This window comes from Geopseudomonas aromaticivorans (genome assembly GCF_019097855.1).
Lineage (GTDB): Bacteria > Pseudomonadota > Gammaproteobacteria > Pseudomonadales > Pseudomonadaceae > Geopseudomonas > Geopseudomonas aromaticivorans.
Genome location: NZ_JAHRGL010000020.1, coordinates 23,256 through 37,148 on the forward strand (window position 1 = coordinate 23,256; position 13,893 = coordinate 37,148).

Here is a 13,893-nt window from a genome sequence, read left to right on the forward strand (position 1 = left end):
CACCTCAGTCGGGGATGATTTCCGCCAGGACGATGCCGGAAGCGGCGTCGAGATCGTTGGTCAGCGCCAGGCAGTGGTCGCTGGAGTTGACCAGGTAGAGGTTGAAGCCGGGGCGCGTGGCGACCGGCTTGGCATTGGCCGCGATGTCGTCATCCATGCACGCGGTGAAATGGGCGCCGGGATGGGCGCTGCGCAGGCGGGCGAGCAGGGCGTCGTCGATGACGCTCTGTTCGGTCTGGCGAATGACGGCGTCGAGCAGGTCTTGGCTGAGCATGGCGGTGTCCTCATCCGGGGCTGTTGCAGGTGAACCGCACGCGCTCGTCGGGCTCGGCGCCCATGGCCTTGGCCAGCCAGGGCGGCGGCGCACTGGCCAGCACGTGCTGCAGTTCCTCGACGATCTCGCGCGCCGGCAGCGCGCTGGCGTGCTTGATCGGGTGTACGCCGGCGCGCACCACCTTGGCCGCCGCCGGGCCGCCGATGCTCAGGGTGTAGAGCAGCTGGCAGTCGTGCAGCAGCGCGGCGCGCTGGGCGTTACGGTCCTCGTCCTCGGCGACAGGCGCCGGGACGCGGATGTCGACCAGGCGACTGGCCCGTGGCGAGATCTGGTAGATCAGGAAGCGCGCGCAGCTGCCGAAGCTGCCGTCCATGCGCTCGCCACTGTCGGAGGCGCAGGCGATGCGCACCGAGTCCTCGAACTCGCCGTCGCGGTAGGCCTCGGGCACCGGCAGCGGCTCCTGCGGCATGCTCACGCCGCGGCCCTTGAGCAGGCCGAGGGCGCTGTGCAGCTGGCGGTCGGACAGCACCGGCAGTGGCGTGTCGGCGCCGGCGGTGTCGCCGAGGCGGGCGAGCAGGCGCGAGGCGCGCAGCTTGCTCAGGCGCGCTTCGTTGATCGGTTCGCCGACGGCGGCAATCAGCGCACGCAGCAGGTGGGCGGTACTCACCCCCTTGAGCGTGCGCGCCGCCAGGGCGATGCGCAGGGCCAGGTGGGCTGGCAGCTGCACGCGTCCCGCCGATGGCGCGGCCATGGCTTCAGGCCTCGCCGGCCCGCTTGGCGCGCAGGGTAATCGGCAGCTTGGGCTGCGGGATCGGCTCGATGTAGTAACTGGAGCCGTCGCCGAGAGTGACTTCGCCACCCCAGCAGTCGGCACTGTCATGCTCCAGCGAGACCACGATTTCTTCCTGGTCTTTCTTGGCGATGTAGAAGGTCAGCTGACCTTGCGGATTGCGGCGAAGCATGACGCTGGGCATGGGCTTTCTCCATAACGGGGTTGGCGGCTGCCGCAGGTCGGCGGACGCGCTGCGCCCGCCGCCTGCCGACAGCCTCCGGGGAGGTGCCGGAGCGGCTGACGCCGCCCCGGCGGGGACCACTGACCGCGACTCAGCGCACCAGGTCGTAGTTGTAGTCGGTGGTCTGCATGAGGCGGGTTTCCTCGTCCAGACGCTCCAGCACCGCGTTGACGATGGTGGTGAGCATCTGCATGGCACCCTCGTAGCCCAGGGTGGTCTGGCGATGCAGGTGGTGACGGTCGAAGATCGGGAAGCCGAGGCGGATCAGCGGTACCTCGAACTCCTTGCCCTTGTGCAGGGTGTCGCGCTGGATGAACTTGCCGTAGCTGTTGCCGATCATGAAGTCCGGCTTGTTGGTGAACACCAGCGAGCGCAGGTGCCAGAGGTCCTTGCCGACGTACACGGTGCAGTCCTTGCCGTACGGCGAGGCTTCGAGGATCGCATCCATGGCCTTCTTCCAGCGCTTGTTGCCGTTGTTGCAGAGGATGTGGGTCGGCTCGCAACCCAGCTCCAGCAGGAACTTGGCCAGGCCCATGACGAAGTCCGGGTCGCCCCAGATGGCAAACTTCTTGCCGTGCAGCCAGGTGTGCGAGTCGGTGATCATGTCGACCAGACGACCGCGCTCCTTGGCCAGGCTGGCCGGGATCGGCTGGCCGGTGACTTCGCTGACCTTCATCAGGAATTCGTCGGTCCAGTCCAGGCCCATCGGGATGTTCAGCTTGGGTACTTCGTGCTTCCAGGTGCCTTCGACCAGTTTCTTGGTCTTTTCCAGCTGCCACGGCTGCAGCAGCAGGGTGGTGGTGGCGTTCGGCGCATCCTTGATCTCGGCCTGGCTGGTGCCGCCGGCGTACATGCGGAACTGGCCGTCGGCCGGGGTATCCAGCACCTCTTCCGGATCGGAGAGGAAGCTGTAGCCGACGTCCATTTCCTTGAGCATGCGCTTGATGACGCGGAAGTTGCCCAGGTAGGTCTCGAAACCCGGCACCACGTTGACCTTGTGGTTGCTGCCCACCACCTTGTCGTCCATGTGGTTGAGGGTGAAGTAGCGGGCGATGCCCTCGAACATGTTGTCCCAGCCGGTGATATGGCTGCCGACGAAGCTCGGGGTGTGGGCGTACGGCACCGGGTAGTCCTGCTCGAGGAAGCCTTCCTTCTTCGAGTTGTTGATGAAGGCGTTGAGGTCGTCGCCGATGACCTCGGCCATGCAGGTGGTGGACACGGCGATCATGTCCGGCTTGTAGGTCGCCTTGCAGTTCTGCAGACCGTCCTTCATGTTCTGCTGGCCGCCGAACACCGCCGCGTCTTCGGTCATCGAGTCGGACACGCAGGACACCGGCTCGCGGAAATGGCGGTTGAAGTAGGTGCGGAAGTAGGCGACGCAGCCCTGCGAACCGTGCACGTAGGGCATGGTCTTCTCGAAGCCCAGCGAACAGAGCACCGCGCCCAGCGGCTGGCACGCCTTGGCCGGGTTGACGGTCAGCGCTTCGCGGGCAAAGTTCAGCTCCTGGTATTCTTGGGTGGTGGTCCACTGGAAGACTTCGTCGATCTTGTCCTGCGGATGCTTCTCCTCGAAGCCATCGCGCTTGCGGTCAAGCATCTGCTTGTATTCTTCGTCGCGGAACAGCGGATAGCTGGGTTTGATGTTATCGACTTGCTGGCTCATGACTCTCTCCTACGCCTCACTCATCTGTGAACGGCGGTAGCGGATGTCGGCTGCGGGCCTGACCTGACTCGGCGGACAGCCCGCAGCGGACGTGGCGTACGGTTGCGGGCGATCAGGCGCTGGCGGCGACTTTCAGCGTGGCTTGTTCAGCCTTCTGCCAGGGCGCCTGCAGCTTGTTCCAGCACGGATTGTTCAGGGTCATGTCCATGTCACGGGCGAAGATGGCGAAGCCGTCGAAGCCGTGATACGGGCCGGAATAATCCCAGGAGTGCATCTGGCGGAACGGAATGCCCATCTTCTGGAAGATGAACTTTTCCTTGATGCCGGAGCCGATCAGGTCGGGCTTGACGCGCTTGACGAACTCTTCGAACTCGTAGCCGGTGACATCGTCGTACAGCAGGGTGGCGCTACCCATTTCCTTCATGGTGCGGTCGTAGTCGTCGTTGTGGCCGAACTCGTAGCCGGTGCCGACCACTTCCATGCCCAGGTCCTCGTAGGCGCCGATCACGTGGCGCGGACGCAGGCCGCCGATGTAGAGCATGACGCGCTTGCCTTCCAGGCGCGGGCGGTACTTGGCGACCACCGCTTCCCACTCCGCCTGGTACTTGGCGACCACTGCCTCGCACTTGGCCTGGATCGTCTCGTCGAACTGGGCGGCGATGGCGCGCAGCGATTCGATGGTCTTGGTCGGGCCGAAGAAGTTGTACTCCATCCATGGAATGCCGTACTTCTCTTCCATGTGCCGGGAGATGTAGTTCATCGAGCGGTAGCAGTGCACCAGGTTCAGCTTGACCTTGGGGGTCAGCTCGATCTCGGCGATGGAGCCGTCGCCGGACCACTGGGCGACCACGCGCAGGCCCATTTCTTCGAGCAGGATGCGCGAGGACCAGGCATCGCCACCGATGTTGTAGTCACCGATGATGGCCACGTCGTAGGGGGTGGTCTGGAAGGAGTTGTCGTTGTCGCGCTTGTCCAGCACCCAGTCGCGCACGGCGTCGTTGGCGATGTGGTGGCCGAGGGACTGCGACACGCCGCGGAAGCCTTCGCAACGCACCGGGACCACGGTGGTGGCGTGCTCGGCGGCCTTCTTCTTCGACACCGCCTCGATGTCGTCGCCGATCAGACCGATCGGGCACTCGGACTGCACGGAGATGCCCTTGTTCAGCGGGAACAGGGTTTCCACTTCGTCGATCAGCTTGCCCAGCTTCTTGTCGCCGCCGAAGACGATGTCCTTCTCCTGGAAGTCCGAGGTGAAGTTCATGGTGACGAAGGCGTTCACGCCGGTGGTGCCGATGTAGTAGTTACGACGGCCCGCACGCGAATACTGCCCGCAGCCGACCGGGCCGTGGGAGATGTGGATCATGTCCTTGATCGGACCCCAGACCACACCCTTGGAGCCGGCGTAGGCGCAGCCGCGGATGGTCATCAGACCCGGCAGCGACTTCTTGTTCGAGGTGATGCACTTCTTCGATTGTTCCAGGGTCGGATCATTCGGCGACAGGTGCTTCGCGCGGTCCTTGCGGGCCTTCTCGGGATAGACTTCCAGGACTTCCTGGATGAGGCTTTCGACCTCTTCGCGTGACATACCGGACATGGGGTATGACTCCTCTTGCCTTGCGTTCATATGCGGGTAACGGACCAGTCGCACTGCGCGCCGCGCAGTGCGACTATCCGGCAGGGCCCATCTGCCCTGCCCCGTCGTGCTGCAACGGTGCGATCAGGCACTGACCTCGTCGGCGGCGGTCTTGCCGACGATGCTCTCGTCCTCGACATCCATGACGCCGAACTCCATCAGCAGCGCCTCGAGTTCGTCCATGGTGATCGGGGTCGGGATGACCAGGTTCTTGTTCTCGTAGATCTTCTTGGCCAGGGCGCGGTACTCGTCGGCCTGCTTGGCGGCCGGGTCGTACTCGATCACGGTCATGCGGCGGATTTCGGCGCGCTGCACCACGTTGTCGCGCGGCACGAAATGGATCATCTGGGTGCCCATCTTGTCCGCCAGGGCCATGATCAGCTCGTCCTCGCGGTCGGTCTGGCGGCTGTTGCAGATCAGCCCGGCCAGGCGCACGCTGCCCGAGTTGGCGTACTTCACGATGCCCTTGGAGATGTTGTTGGCGGCGTACATCGCCATCATCTCGCCGGAGCAGACGATGTAGATTTCCTGGGCCTTGTTCTCGCGGATGGGCATGGCAAAGCCGCCGCACACCACGTCGCCGAGTACGTCGTAGAACACGAAGTCCAGCTCGTCGTCATAGGCGCCTTCCTCTTCGAGGAAGTTGATCGCGGTGATCACGCCACGGCCGGCGCAGCCAACACCTGGCTCCGGGCCACCCGACTCGACGCACTTGACGCCGCCGTAGCCGACCTTGAGCACGTCTTCCAGCTCGAGGTCTTCCACGGTGCCGGCCTCGGCGGCCATTTCCATGATGGTGTTCTGGGCCTTGGAGTGCAGGATCAGGCGAGTGGAGTCGGCTTTCGGATCGCAACCGACGATCATCACCTTCTTGCCCATCTCGGCCAGGGCTGCCACGAGGTTCTGGGTAGTAGTGGATTTGCCAATCCCACCCTTACCGTAGATAGCGCATTGACGCATTGCCATAATTGAGTTCCTCAGGTTTCGTTTCCACTATTGAAGTGGGCTTTAGGCACGAACAAGCCTGCGCAGTTTGACTAGTGCAGCGTTTGTGCCAGCGTTGCCTGACAACTCCAAACCACTGATTTACAAGGACTTATTTTTCAATCCAGGGCCAATAGCGGGCGTCCGATACGCAACAAAGACCCGCCTCAGCGTGTGGCAATGGCGACAACCCAACAAACTCCGGCAATTATCCGGCGACACTTGGCGAGCTACTTTGCATTTGTGGCATAGATGACAATTTGTCGTGAAAAGTCCGGACTTGTTGCCATTGGCTGGCTGACTTAATTGCCGAACAAGGAATAAACCCTTCGCATATCAACAACTTGTCTTGATCGCCGGAAAGTGGCGCACATATTGCGAAGGACTGCAGCGTTATTGCGCGCTTATTGCGCCCCTATATCCCTGCAGGAGAGCCCCGGTGAACAGCAGCTTGATGATGAAGGCAATCCTCGCGCAGCTCGGCGCGGGCGATATCGTTCCCTACCTGGGGCCCGGCGTGCTGCGCGGGGTGGTCGATCGCCTGAGCGGCAAGGCCATGCCGGCCGACAGCGACAGCCTGATCCTCGCCATGACCGGCGGCCAGCCGATGGCGCCACGGCTGATGTACGAGTTCCCGCGCGCGGCCATGCACCTGGAGAACAAGAAGGGGCGCAGCTTCATCGAGCGCTTCCTGACCGAGACCTACGGCGGCGACAACTGGACGCCCTCGCCCGTGCACCAGTGGCTGGCCGACCAGCGCCTGCCCTACGTGATCGACTGCAACCGCGACACCCAGCTGCAGCGCTGCTACGCCGACCGCGCGCACACCCTGGTGGTCGGCGCGGCGCGTATCGCCGCCACCCCCTACCGCTTCGATCTCTACCAGTTCGACGCCGGCCAGTACCGGCGCATCGAACTGGCCGAGGTGGACGGCGAACTGCCGGTGCTGTTCAAGCCGCTCGGCACGCCGCTGCCCAAGCCCGGCTACGTCGCCTCGGATGCCGACTTCGTCGACTACATCACCGAGCTGATGGGCGGCTTCGCCGTCCCGGCCTGGGTCAAGCTCAAGCGCCGCAACCAGCGCTACCTGTTCCTCGGCATGCACTTCAACCGCGACACCGAACGCATGGTGATGAGCGACCTGATCCACGACGCCGCCACGCCGGCCGGCTGGGCGCTGATCGCCGAGCCGAGCGACAAGGAGCGCAAGGTCTGCGCGCGCAAGGACCTGCAACTGATCGAGGCCGACTGGAGCAGTCTGTTCGCCCTCGCCAGCCCCGCCGCCGCCGAGCGGGTGGCCTGATTCCCCTTTCTTCCCCCGACACAGAGAGAACCCACCATGCTGCTGCAAACCTACGAAGCGCAGAACCTGCTGTGCAACCTCAGCGTCAAAGGCGCCACCAGCCAGGCTGACACCTACGCCTTCCGCGGCGACCTGGTCCTGGAGGAAGGCGAGATTGCCGACGATGCCGGCCGCCGCCTGCCGCCGACCGCGGTGGTCAAACAGGCCGCGCTGCTGGTCAAGGGCAACAAGCTGACCATGGTCAGCGGCATCATCACCGAGCTGGCCCAGGTGCCGCTGTTCATCGAGCGCTATCGCCACGACCTGGCCGTCGACGTGCACGTGCTGTTCTATGTGGAAAACCTGAGCAAGGCGCTGAGCACCGACCTCGATGGCGTCGGCATCATCCTGCTGCCGCACGCCGACGGCGGCGCGGCCTGGAACACCCTGATGGGCGACCTGCGCCTGGAAAAGGACGACTTCAAGGGCCAGAGCGCCGAAGACAAGGTCGTCACCATGGCCGACGCCCTAGCCACCTTCAAACCGAAGCTCGACAGCCTCGGCTTCAGCGAATGCCTCACCTTCGTCAGCACCGCGCGCCGCGAGCACCGCGGTCCGGTCTGAGTTCCCCGTTCCCTTGCTGTCCAGCTAGGCCAATAAGCCACTCCCCCGCACCTGGGGGAGTTTTTTTCGCGCCCTCGCTGCACAGCATCCGCTCACCCGCAGGGTGCGCCGCGCGCACCATCGTGCAGCCCCAGGTGCGCATGGCGCAGCCTACTTTCCGCTGGGGGAGCTTTTCCGGCACGCCCTGCGCAGCATCCGCTCGCCCGTAGGGTGCGCCGCGCGCACCGTCGTGCAGCCCCAGGTGCGCATGGCGCAGCCTACTTCTCGCTCCGCCGCAGGGCGGTGAACGCGCCCAGCTCCCACTCGCGCAGCGCCAGCAGCAGCCCGCAGCCGTGGCGTTTGCCCAGCGGGGCGGCGAGGCTCTCCTCGTGCAGTTCAGCGAACTTCTGCCGCAACTTGCGGATCTCCGCCTGCAGGCGCGCCTGCGCCGACTCGGTGAGCATGCCGTGGGCGAACGCCAGCAGCTCGTCGCTGCCGGCAAAGTCGCTGGCGAGGAAGTCGCCCAGGCCGCGGCGGCGGAAGAACGCGCGGATCGGTCCGGCGGGCAGCCAGTCGAAGTCGCGCGCCACGTTGAGGCGCACGCGGTTGCCCGGCAGCAGCTGGATCAGGCGCAAACGGTCGAGGCGCGCCAGGCGCTGGATGCACTCGGCCTCGCTGAGCCGGTATACGCTGAGGATGTCCGCCAGGGGCCACTGGTTGAGCACGCACACCGCCACCAGCAACAGCTTCTCGTCGCCGATCAGCTCCTGCTCCTGGTCTTCGCTGAGGGTGTGCAGGCGGCTTTCGCCGAGCGCCGCCTCCTGGGTCAGCTCGGCGAGGGTGAAGCCGAGCAGGTGGCTGACCTGCAGCAGCCGCTCGAGGCTGAAGCTGCCGCTGGCGAACAGGCGCTTGACGCTGGCTTCGGAGAGGTCGAGGGCGGCGGCCAGGTCACGGTAGGTCATGCCGCGGGCCTTGAGCTGGCGCTTGAGGGTGGTCAGCAGCTGGTCGAGTTCGCTCATGGGAAAGTCGCAGATTCCGATACTTTGCCGGTCAGTCTACGCACCTTTTTCCGCCAGAGTTTCGCGATATACCAACTGCCGCCATCCTGAGGCCACCTACCTCGTGGAGACCGCCATGGAACGCTGCTCTCGTCACCGCCTGCACCACCTACCGCTGCTGCTCAGCCTGCTGCTGGGCATCGCCACCCTGCTCCACGGCCCCATCGCCCAGCTGGAGAACTACCACGCCTTCGCCGACCAGCTGACCCTGCTGGGCATCCCCCACTGCGCCGACGTGCTGTCCAACCTCGGCTTCGCCGGGGTGGCCCTGTGGGGCCTGTGGCGCCTGACGCCGGCACGCCGCACGGCCGAGCTGGCGGCCGGCTGGCCCGGCTATGCGCTGTTCCTGGTCGGCCTGCTGCTGACCGCCGCGGGTTCGAGCTGGTACCACCTCGCGCCCGACGACCATCGCCTGCTCTGGGACCGCCTGCCCATCGCCCTCGCCTCCGCCGGCCTGCTCGCCGGGGTGTGGGGCGACTGCCGCCAGCGCCGCAGCGCCGGGTTCGCCGCCGGGCTGGGCCTGGCCGCCATCTTCGGCGTGCTCTGGTGGTATGGCGGCGCGCTGCAGGGCGGCGGCGACCTGCGCCCCTACCTGCTGCTGCAGGTGCTGACGATGCTGCTGATCCCGCTGTGGCAATGGCTGTACCGCCGCCCGCGTGGCGAGCGCCTGGCCTTCGGCGCCGCGCTGGGCCTGTACGCGCTGGCCAAGGTCGCCGAACTGCTCGACCACCCGCTCGCCGCCCTGCTGCCGCTGAGCGGGCACAGCCTCAAGCACTTGCTGTCGGTCGCCGCCACCGCCGTGGTGGTCGCCTGGCTGGTGCGCCGCCGCACCGCCGCGCTGGCCGCCGACACCGCGCCGATGGCACCATCGCCAACCGGCACCCACTTTCACTGAATCAGGGAACGATCATGCTGAAAACCTTCCTGCGCAGGCTGCTGACCGCACTGTTCCGCGTCCGCGTCCACGGCGATCCCGAGTCCCTGTACAACCCGCGCACGCTGATCGTCGCCAACCACGAGTCGTTCCTCGACGGCCTGCTGCTCGGCGTGTTCCTGCCGGTAGACGCGATGTTCGTGGTGCACACGCAGATCGCCAACCGCCCGCTGTTCCGTTGCCTGCTGCGCTTCGTGCCGCACCTGGCGGTCGACTCGAGCAGCCCGCTGGCGCTCAAGCAGATCGTCAAGCTGGTGGAAAGCGGCCGGCCGGTGGTGATCTTCCCGGAAGGGCGGATCACCCGCACCGGCTCGCTGATGAAGATCTACGACGGCGCCGCCTTCGTCGCCGCCAAGACCGGCGCGACCATCGTGCCGGTGCGCATCGACGGCGCCGCGCGCAGCTATTTCGGCCGCCTGGCCGGGATCTATCCGCGCCAGCTGCTGCCGCGGGTCGACATCCATGTCCGGCCGCGCCGGCACATCGCCATGCCCGCGCTGCCCTCGGCCAAGCTGCGCCGCCGCCGCGCCGGCGAGCTGCTGCGCGACATCCTGCTCGACATGCTGGTCGCCACCCGGCCGCAGCGCACCCTGTTCGAGGCCTTCCTCGACGCCCGCGCCACCTTCGGCAACCAGTACAAGCTGGTCGAGGACATCCGCATGGTCGAGGAGTCCTACGGCTCGCTGCTGAAGATGGCGCTGGCCCTCGGCCGCCTGCTGTCGCGGCACACGGCGCCTGGCGAGATCGTCGGCGTGCTCACCCCCAACGCCGCGCCGACCCTCGGCCTGGTGCTCGGCCTGTCGCTGAACGGGCGGGTGCCGGCGATGCTCAACTACACCGCCGGCGCCGAGGGCCTGCGCGCCGCCTGCACCGCCGCCGACATCAAGACCATCGTTGCCTCGCGCAGCTTCATCGACAAGGCCCACCTCGGCGGCCTGCTCGAGCAGCTGCCAGGCATCCGTGTGCTCTATCTGGAAGACCTCAAGGCGCAGCTCGGCCTCGCCGACCGCCTGTGGCTGCTCGCCCACCTGCTCGTGCCGCACAAGGCCGCCGTGCCCCAGCAGGCGGACGACGCCGCGCTGGTGCTGTTCACCTCCGGCTCCGAGGGCAAGCCCAAGGGCGTGGTGCACTCGCACAGCTCGCTGCTGGCCAACGTCGCCCAAGTGCGCGCGGTGGCCGACTTCACCCCGCTCGACAAGTTCATGATGGCGCTGCCGCTGTTCCACTCCTTCGGCCTGACCTGCGGCGTGCTGCTGCCGCTGGTGTCCGGCTGCAAGGTGTTCCTCTACCCCAGCCCGCTGCACTACCGCATCGTCCCCGAGCTGGTCTACGACCGCGACTGCAGCGTGCTGTTCGGCACCTCGACCTTCCTCGGCAACTACGCCAAGTTCGCCCACCCCTACGACTTCGGCCGCCTGCGCTATGTGGTCGCCGGCGCCGAGCGCCTCAACGAGGAAGTGCGGCAGACCTGGATCGACAAGTTCGGCATCCGCATCCTCGAAGGCTACGGCGTCACCGAGTGCGCGCCGGTGGTGGCGGTGAACGTGCCGATGGCCTGCCGGCGCGGCAGCGTCGGCCAGTTGCTGCCCGGCATGCAGTACGAGCTGGAGCCGGTGCCCGGCATCGCTGACGGCGGCGCCCTGCAGGTGCAGGGGCCGAACCTGATGAAGGGCTACCTGCTGTTCGACCAGCCCGGCGTGATCCAGCCGCCGCCGGCCAGCCGCCCCGGCTGGTACGCCACCGGCGACATCGTCGAGGTCGACGCCGACGGTTTCCTGCACATCCGCGGCCGCCTCAAGCGCTTCGCCAAGATCGCCGGCGAGATGGTCTCGCTGGAGGTGGTCGAGCAGATCGCCGCCAGCGCCGCGCCCGGCGCCGTGCATGCCGCCTCGACGCGCAGCGACGCCAGCAAGGGCGAGGCGCTGGTGCTGTTCACCACGGCCACCGACCTCGCTCGCGAGCAGCTGCTGGCCGCCGCGCGCCGCCTCGGCGCCCCGGAGCTGGCCGTGCCGCGGGTGATCCGCCCGGTCGACGCCCTGCCGCTGCTCGGCTCGGGCAAGACCGACTACCTCAGCCTCAAGCGCCTCGCCGAAGCCACCGCCAGCGAGGCGGCGGAAACCACCCAGGACAACCCGACATGAGTTCGCAATTCGCCCTGCTCAAGACCCGCCGCTTCGGCCCGTTCTTCGCCACCCAGTTCCTCGGCGCGTTCAACGACAACCTGTTCAAGAACGCGCTGGTGGTGCTGCTGACCTTCCAGGCCGCGCAGTGGACCAGCCTCGGCGTCGGCCTGCTGGCCAACCTGGCGGCGGGCATCTTCATCCTGCCGTTCTTCCTGTTCTCCGCCACCGCCGGGCAACTGGCCGACAAGTACGACAAGGCCCGCCTGGCGCGGCTGGTCAAGCTGCTGGAGATCGCCATCGTGCTGGTCGCCGGCGCCGGCTTCGCCCTGCGCAGCCTGGAACTGCTGTTCGCCAGCCTGTTCCTGCTCGGCCTGCACTCGACCCTGTTCGGCCCGGTGAAGTACGCGATCCTGCCGCAGCACCTGCACCAGGACGAGCTGGTCGGCGGCAATGCGCTGATCGAGGCCGGCACCTTCGTCGCCATCCTCGTCGGCACCCTGATCGGCGGCCTGCTCGCCGGCACGAATGGCGGCACCCTGTGGATCACCGCCGGCTGCCTGCTGGTCGCCGTGCTCGGCTATCTCGCCAGCCGCGGCATTCCCGCCGCGCCGGCGCCGGAGCCGGGCCTCACGGTCAACCTCAACCCGCTCAGCGAAACCTGGCGCAACATCGGCTTCGCCCGCAAGAACCGCACGGTGTTCCTGGCGATCCTCGGCATCTCCTGGTTCTGGCTGTACGGCGCGCTGCTGCTCGCCCAGTTCCCGGCCTACGCCAAGGACGTGCTCGGCGGCAGCGAGAGCAGCGTGACCCTGCTGCTGGCCGTGTTCACCTTCGGCATCGGCATCGGCTCGCTGCTCTGCGAACGCCTGTCGGGCAAGCAGGTGGAGATCGGTCTGGTGCCGCTCGGCTCCATCGGCCTGACCCTGTTCGGCCTCGACCTGGCCTTCGCCTCTCCCAGCGCTGCGCCGGCCGGCCCGCTGGCCCTCGGCGCGCTGCTGCAACAGCCGCACCTGCTGCATGTGCTGTTCGACCTGTTCGCCCTCGGCCTGTTCGGCGGCTTCTTCATCGTGCCGCTGTACGCGCTGATGCAGCTGCGCTCCGACCCGGCGCACCGCGCGCGGATCATCGCCGCCAACAACATCATGAACGCGCTGTTCATGGTGGTCGGCGCCGGCGCCGCGGCCGGGCTGCTGTCCAGCGGCCTGTCGATCCCCACCCTGTTCGCCGTCGCCGCGCTGTGCAACGCCGCCGTGGCGGTCTACATCTACCGCCTGGTGCCGGAGTTCCTGCTGCGCTTCGTGGTCTGGCTGCTGGTGCATACGGTGTACCGCCTGGACACCCGCGACATCGCGCGCATCCCCGCCAGCGGTCCGGCACTGCTGGTGTGCAACCACGTCAGCTACGTCGACGCGCTGGTGATCGCCGCCGCCTGCCGGCGGCCGATCCGCTTCGTCATGGACCGGCACATCTTCCGCTGGCCGCTGCTGTCGTTCGTGTTCCGCGCCGCCCGCGCCATCCCCATCGCCCCGGCCAGGGAGGATGCCGCGTTGCTGGAGCGGGCCTATGACGAGGTGGCGAACGCGCTGGGCGCCGGCGAGCTGGTGGCGATCTTCCCGGAGGGGCGCCTCACCGCCGACGGCGAACTCGGCGAGTTCCGCCCCGGCCTGCGCCGCATCCTCCAGCGCCACCCGGTGGCCGTGCTGCCCATGGCGCTGTCCGGCCTATGGGCCAGCCCGTTCTCGCGCCAGGCGCGCACCCTGGCGCAGCGCCTCGGCCAACTGCACCCGCTGCGGCGCATCGCCCTCGCCGTGGGCGAGCCGGTGGCGGCTTTGGAGGCTGAGCCGGAGGCGCTGCGCCAGCGGGTGCTGGAGCTGCGCGGAGCCGTGCAATGAAACCCTCCCAGCCGCCCCCGGAAGCGCCCGCGCTGCAGGCCGCGATCCTCCGCCCCGATCCGGCCGCCGCCTTCTTCACCGCCGAACGCTGCCGTATCCTCGAAGTGCTCAACCACGCCGGCGACCCGGCCGTCTCGGTGGCCGAAGCCCGCGTCGCACCCGGTGTCACCACCCAGCTGCACCGCCTGCACGGCGTGGTCGAGCGCTACCTGATCGTCAAAGGCCGCGGGATGGTCGACGTCGGTGGCCTGCAGCCGAGCGAGGTCGGCCCCGGCGACCTGGTGGTGATCCCGGCCGGCGTGCCGCAGCGGATCGGCACCCTCGGCGAGGAAGAGCTGGTGTTCTACTGCATCTGCACACCGCGCTTCACGCCGGAGTGCTACGAGACGCTGGGGGAGTGAACCCGAAACCGGCATTCCCGCGCAGGAGGGAAT

13 protein-coding genes are annotated in these 13,893 nt (G+C 67.2%); 6 read left to right on the forward strand and 7 right to left on the reverse strand.

What is annotated here, in order from left to right:
- Positions 1–4: 4 nt before the first annotated feature.
- The 6 genes from KRX52_RS09830 to nifH all read right to left on the reverse strand — a co-directional run bounded on the left by KRX52_RS09830 (position 5) and on the right by nifH (position 5,549).
- Positions 5–274 (reverse strand): DUF6129 family protein, encoded by a 270-nt coding sequence (locus tag KRX52_RS09830; protein ID WP_217681570.1) that lies wholly within the window; start codon positions 272–274, stop codon positions 5–7.
- A gap of 10 nt (positions 275–284) precedes the next feature.
- Entirely contained in the window at positions 285–1,025 is a 741-nt protein-coding gene (locus KRX52_RS09835) for a dinitrogenase iron-molybdenum cofactor biosynthesis protein (RefSeq protein ID WP_217681571.1), read from the reverse strand.
- Between the two features lie 4 nt (positions 1,026–1,029).
- Positions 1,030–1,248, reverse strand: coding sequence for a putative nitrogen fixation protein NifT (gene nifT, locus KRX52_RS09840; protein ID WP_217681572.1), 219 nt, complete (start codon positions 1,246–1,248; stop codon positions 1,030–1,032).
- A gap of 130 nt (positions 1,249–1,378) precedes the next feature.
- Positions 1,379–2,950, reverse strand: coding sequence for a nitrogenase molybdenum-iron protein subunit beta (gene nifK, locus KRX52_RS09845; protein ID WP_217681573.1), 1,572 nt, complete (start codon positions 2,948–2,950; stop codon positions 1,379–1,381).
- 112 nt (positions 2,951–3,062) lie between these two features.
- Positions 3,063–4,544, reverse strand: a complete 1,482-nt coding sequence (gene nifD / locus KRX52_RS09850; protein ID WP_217681574.1) for a nitrogenase molybdenum-iron protein alpha chain — start codon at positions 4,542–4,544, stop codon at positions 3,063–3,065.
- Positions 4,545–4,667: 123 nt separating this feature from the next.
- On the reverse strand, positions 4,668–5,549 hold the full coding sequence (gene nifH / locus KRX52_RS09855) for a nitrogenase iron protein (protein WP_217681575.1): 882 nt from the start codon (positions 5,547–5,549) through the stop codon (positions 4,668–4,670).
- 457 nt (positions 5,550–6,006) lie between these two features.
- On the opposite strand from nifH, the gene KRX52_RS09860 reads away from it, so the two are divergent.
- Together KRX52_RS09860 and KRX52_RS09865 are read left to right on the forward strand one after the other, a co-directional pair.
- The gene (locus KRX52_RS09860) at positions 6,007–6,870 is read left to right on the forward strand and encodes an SIR2 family protein (RefSeq protein ID WP_367890529.1); all 864 of its coding nucleotides are present in this window, start codon (positions 6,007–6,009) and stop codon (positions 6,868–6,870) included.
- A 36-nt stretch (positions 6,871–6,906) separates the two neighbouring features.
- Complete coding sequence (locus tag KRX52_RS09865; RefSeq protein WP_217681576.1) at positions 6,907–7,473, forward strand: hypothetical protein; 567 nt, start codon at positions 6,907–6,909, stop codon at positions 7,471–7,473.
- Positions 7,474–7,730: 257 nt separating this feature from the next.
- On the opposite strand, the gene KRX52_RS09870 is transcribed toward KRX52_RS09865, so the two are convergent.
- Complete coding sequence (locus KRX52_RS09870) at positions 7,731–8,471, reverse strand: helix-turn-helix domain-containing protein (protein WP_217681577.1); 741 nt, start codon at positions 8,469–8,471, stop codon at positions 7,731–7,733.
- A 115-nt stretch (positions 8,472–8,586) separates the two neighbouring features.
- Between KRX52_RS09870 and KRX52_RS09875 the strand changes: the two genes are divergently transcribed.
- The 4 genes from KRX52_RS09875 to KRX52_RS09890 are packed head-to-tail and all read left to right on the forward strand — an operon-like array spanning position 8,587 to position 13,860.
- Positions 8,587–9,405 carry a hypothetical protein gene (locus KRX52_RS09875; protein WP_217681578.1) on the forward strand — a complete coding sequence of 273 codons (819 nt, stop codon included), beginning with the start codon at positions 8,587–8,589 and terminating at the stop codon, positions 9,403–9,405.
- 14 nt (positions 9,406–9,419) lie between these two features.
- Complete coding sequence (aas, locus tag KRX52_RS09880) at positions 9,420–11,585, forward strand: bifunctional acyl-ACP--phospholipid O-acyltransferase/long-chain-fatty-acid--ACP ligase (protein ID WP_217681579.1); 2,166 nt, start codon at positions 9,420–9,422, stop codon at positions 11,583–11,585.
- On the forward strand, positions 11,582–13,459 hold the full coding sequence (locus tag KRX52_RS09885; RefSeq protein ID WP_217681580.1) for an MFS transporter: 1,878 nt from the start codon (positions 11,582–11,584) through the stop codon (positions 13,457–13,459). Before aas ends, KRX52_RS09885 begins: the two co-directional genes overlap by 4 nt.
- Positions 13,456–13,860 carry a cupin domain-containing protein gene (locus tag KRX52_RS09890; protein ID WP_254797497.1) on the forward strand — a complete coding sequence of 135 codons (405 nt, stop codon included), beginning with the start codon at positions 13,456–13,458 and terminating at the stop codon, positions 13,858–13,860. Before KRX52_RS09885 ends, KRX52_RS09890 begins: the two co-directional genes overlap by 4 nt.
- Positions 13,861–13,893: the final 33 nt, after the last annotated feature.

Bases quoted from the DNA above. Each gene is read 5' to 3' on its own strand.
- KRX52_RS09835 (WP_217681571.1), bottom strand. From the start codon at position 1,025: ATGGCCGCGCCATCGGCGGGACGCGTGCAGCTGCCAGCCCACCTGGCC.
- nifD (WP_217681574.1), bottom strand. From the start codon at position 4,544: ATGTCCGGTATGTCACGCGAAGAGGTCGAAAGCCTCATCCAGGAAGTC.
- KRX52_RS09870 (WP_217681577.1), bottom strand. From the start codon at position 8,471: ATGAGCGAACTCGACCAGCTGCTGACCACCCTCAAGCGCCAGCTCAAG.
- KRX52_RS09875 (WP_217681578.1), top strand. From the start codon at position 8,587: ATGGAACGCTGCTCTCGTCACCGCCTGCACCACCTACCGCTGCTGCTC.
- KRX52_RS09890 (WP_254797497.1), top strand. From the start codon at position 13,456: ATGAAACCCTCCCAGCCGCCCCCGGAAGCGCCCGCGCTGCAGGCCGCG.
- KRX52_RS09865 (WP_217681576.1), top strand. From the start codon at position 6,907: ATGCTGCTGCAAACCTACGAAGCGCAGAACCTGCTGTGCAACCTCAGC.
- nifH (WP_217681575.1), bottom strand. From the start codon at position 5,549: ATGGCAATGCGTCAATGCGCTATCTACGGTAAGGGTGGGATTGGCAAA.
- nifT (WP_217681572.1), bottom strand. From the start codon at position 1,248: ATGCCCAGCGTCATGCTTCGCCGCAATCCGCAAGGTCAGCTGACCTTC.
- KRX52_RS09830 (WP_217681570.1), bottom strand. From the start codon at position 274: ATGCTCAGCCAAGACCTGCTCGACGCCGTCATTCGCCAGACCGAACAG.
- KRX52_RS09885 (WP_217681580.1), top strand. From the start codon at position 11,582: ATGAGTTCGCAATTCGCCCTGCTCAAGACCCGCCGCTTCGGCCCGTTC.
- aas (WP_217681579.1), top strand. From the start codon at position 9,420: ATGCTGAAAACCTTCCTGCGCAGGCTGCTGACCGCACTGTTCCGCGTC.
- nifK (WP_217681573.1), bottom strand. From the start codon at position 2,950: ATGAGCCAGCAAGTCGATAACATCAAACCCAGCTATCCGCTGTTCCGC.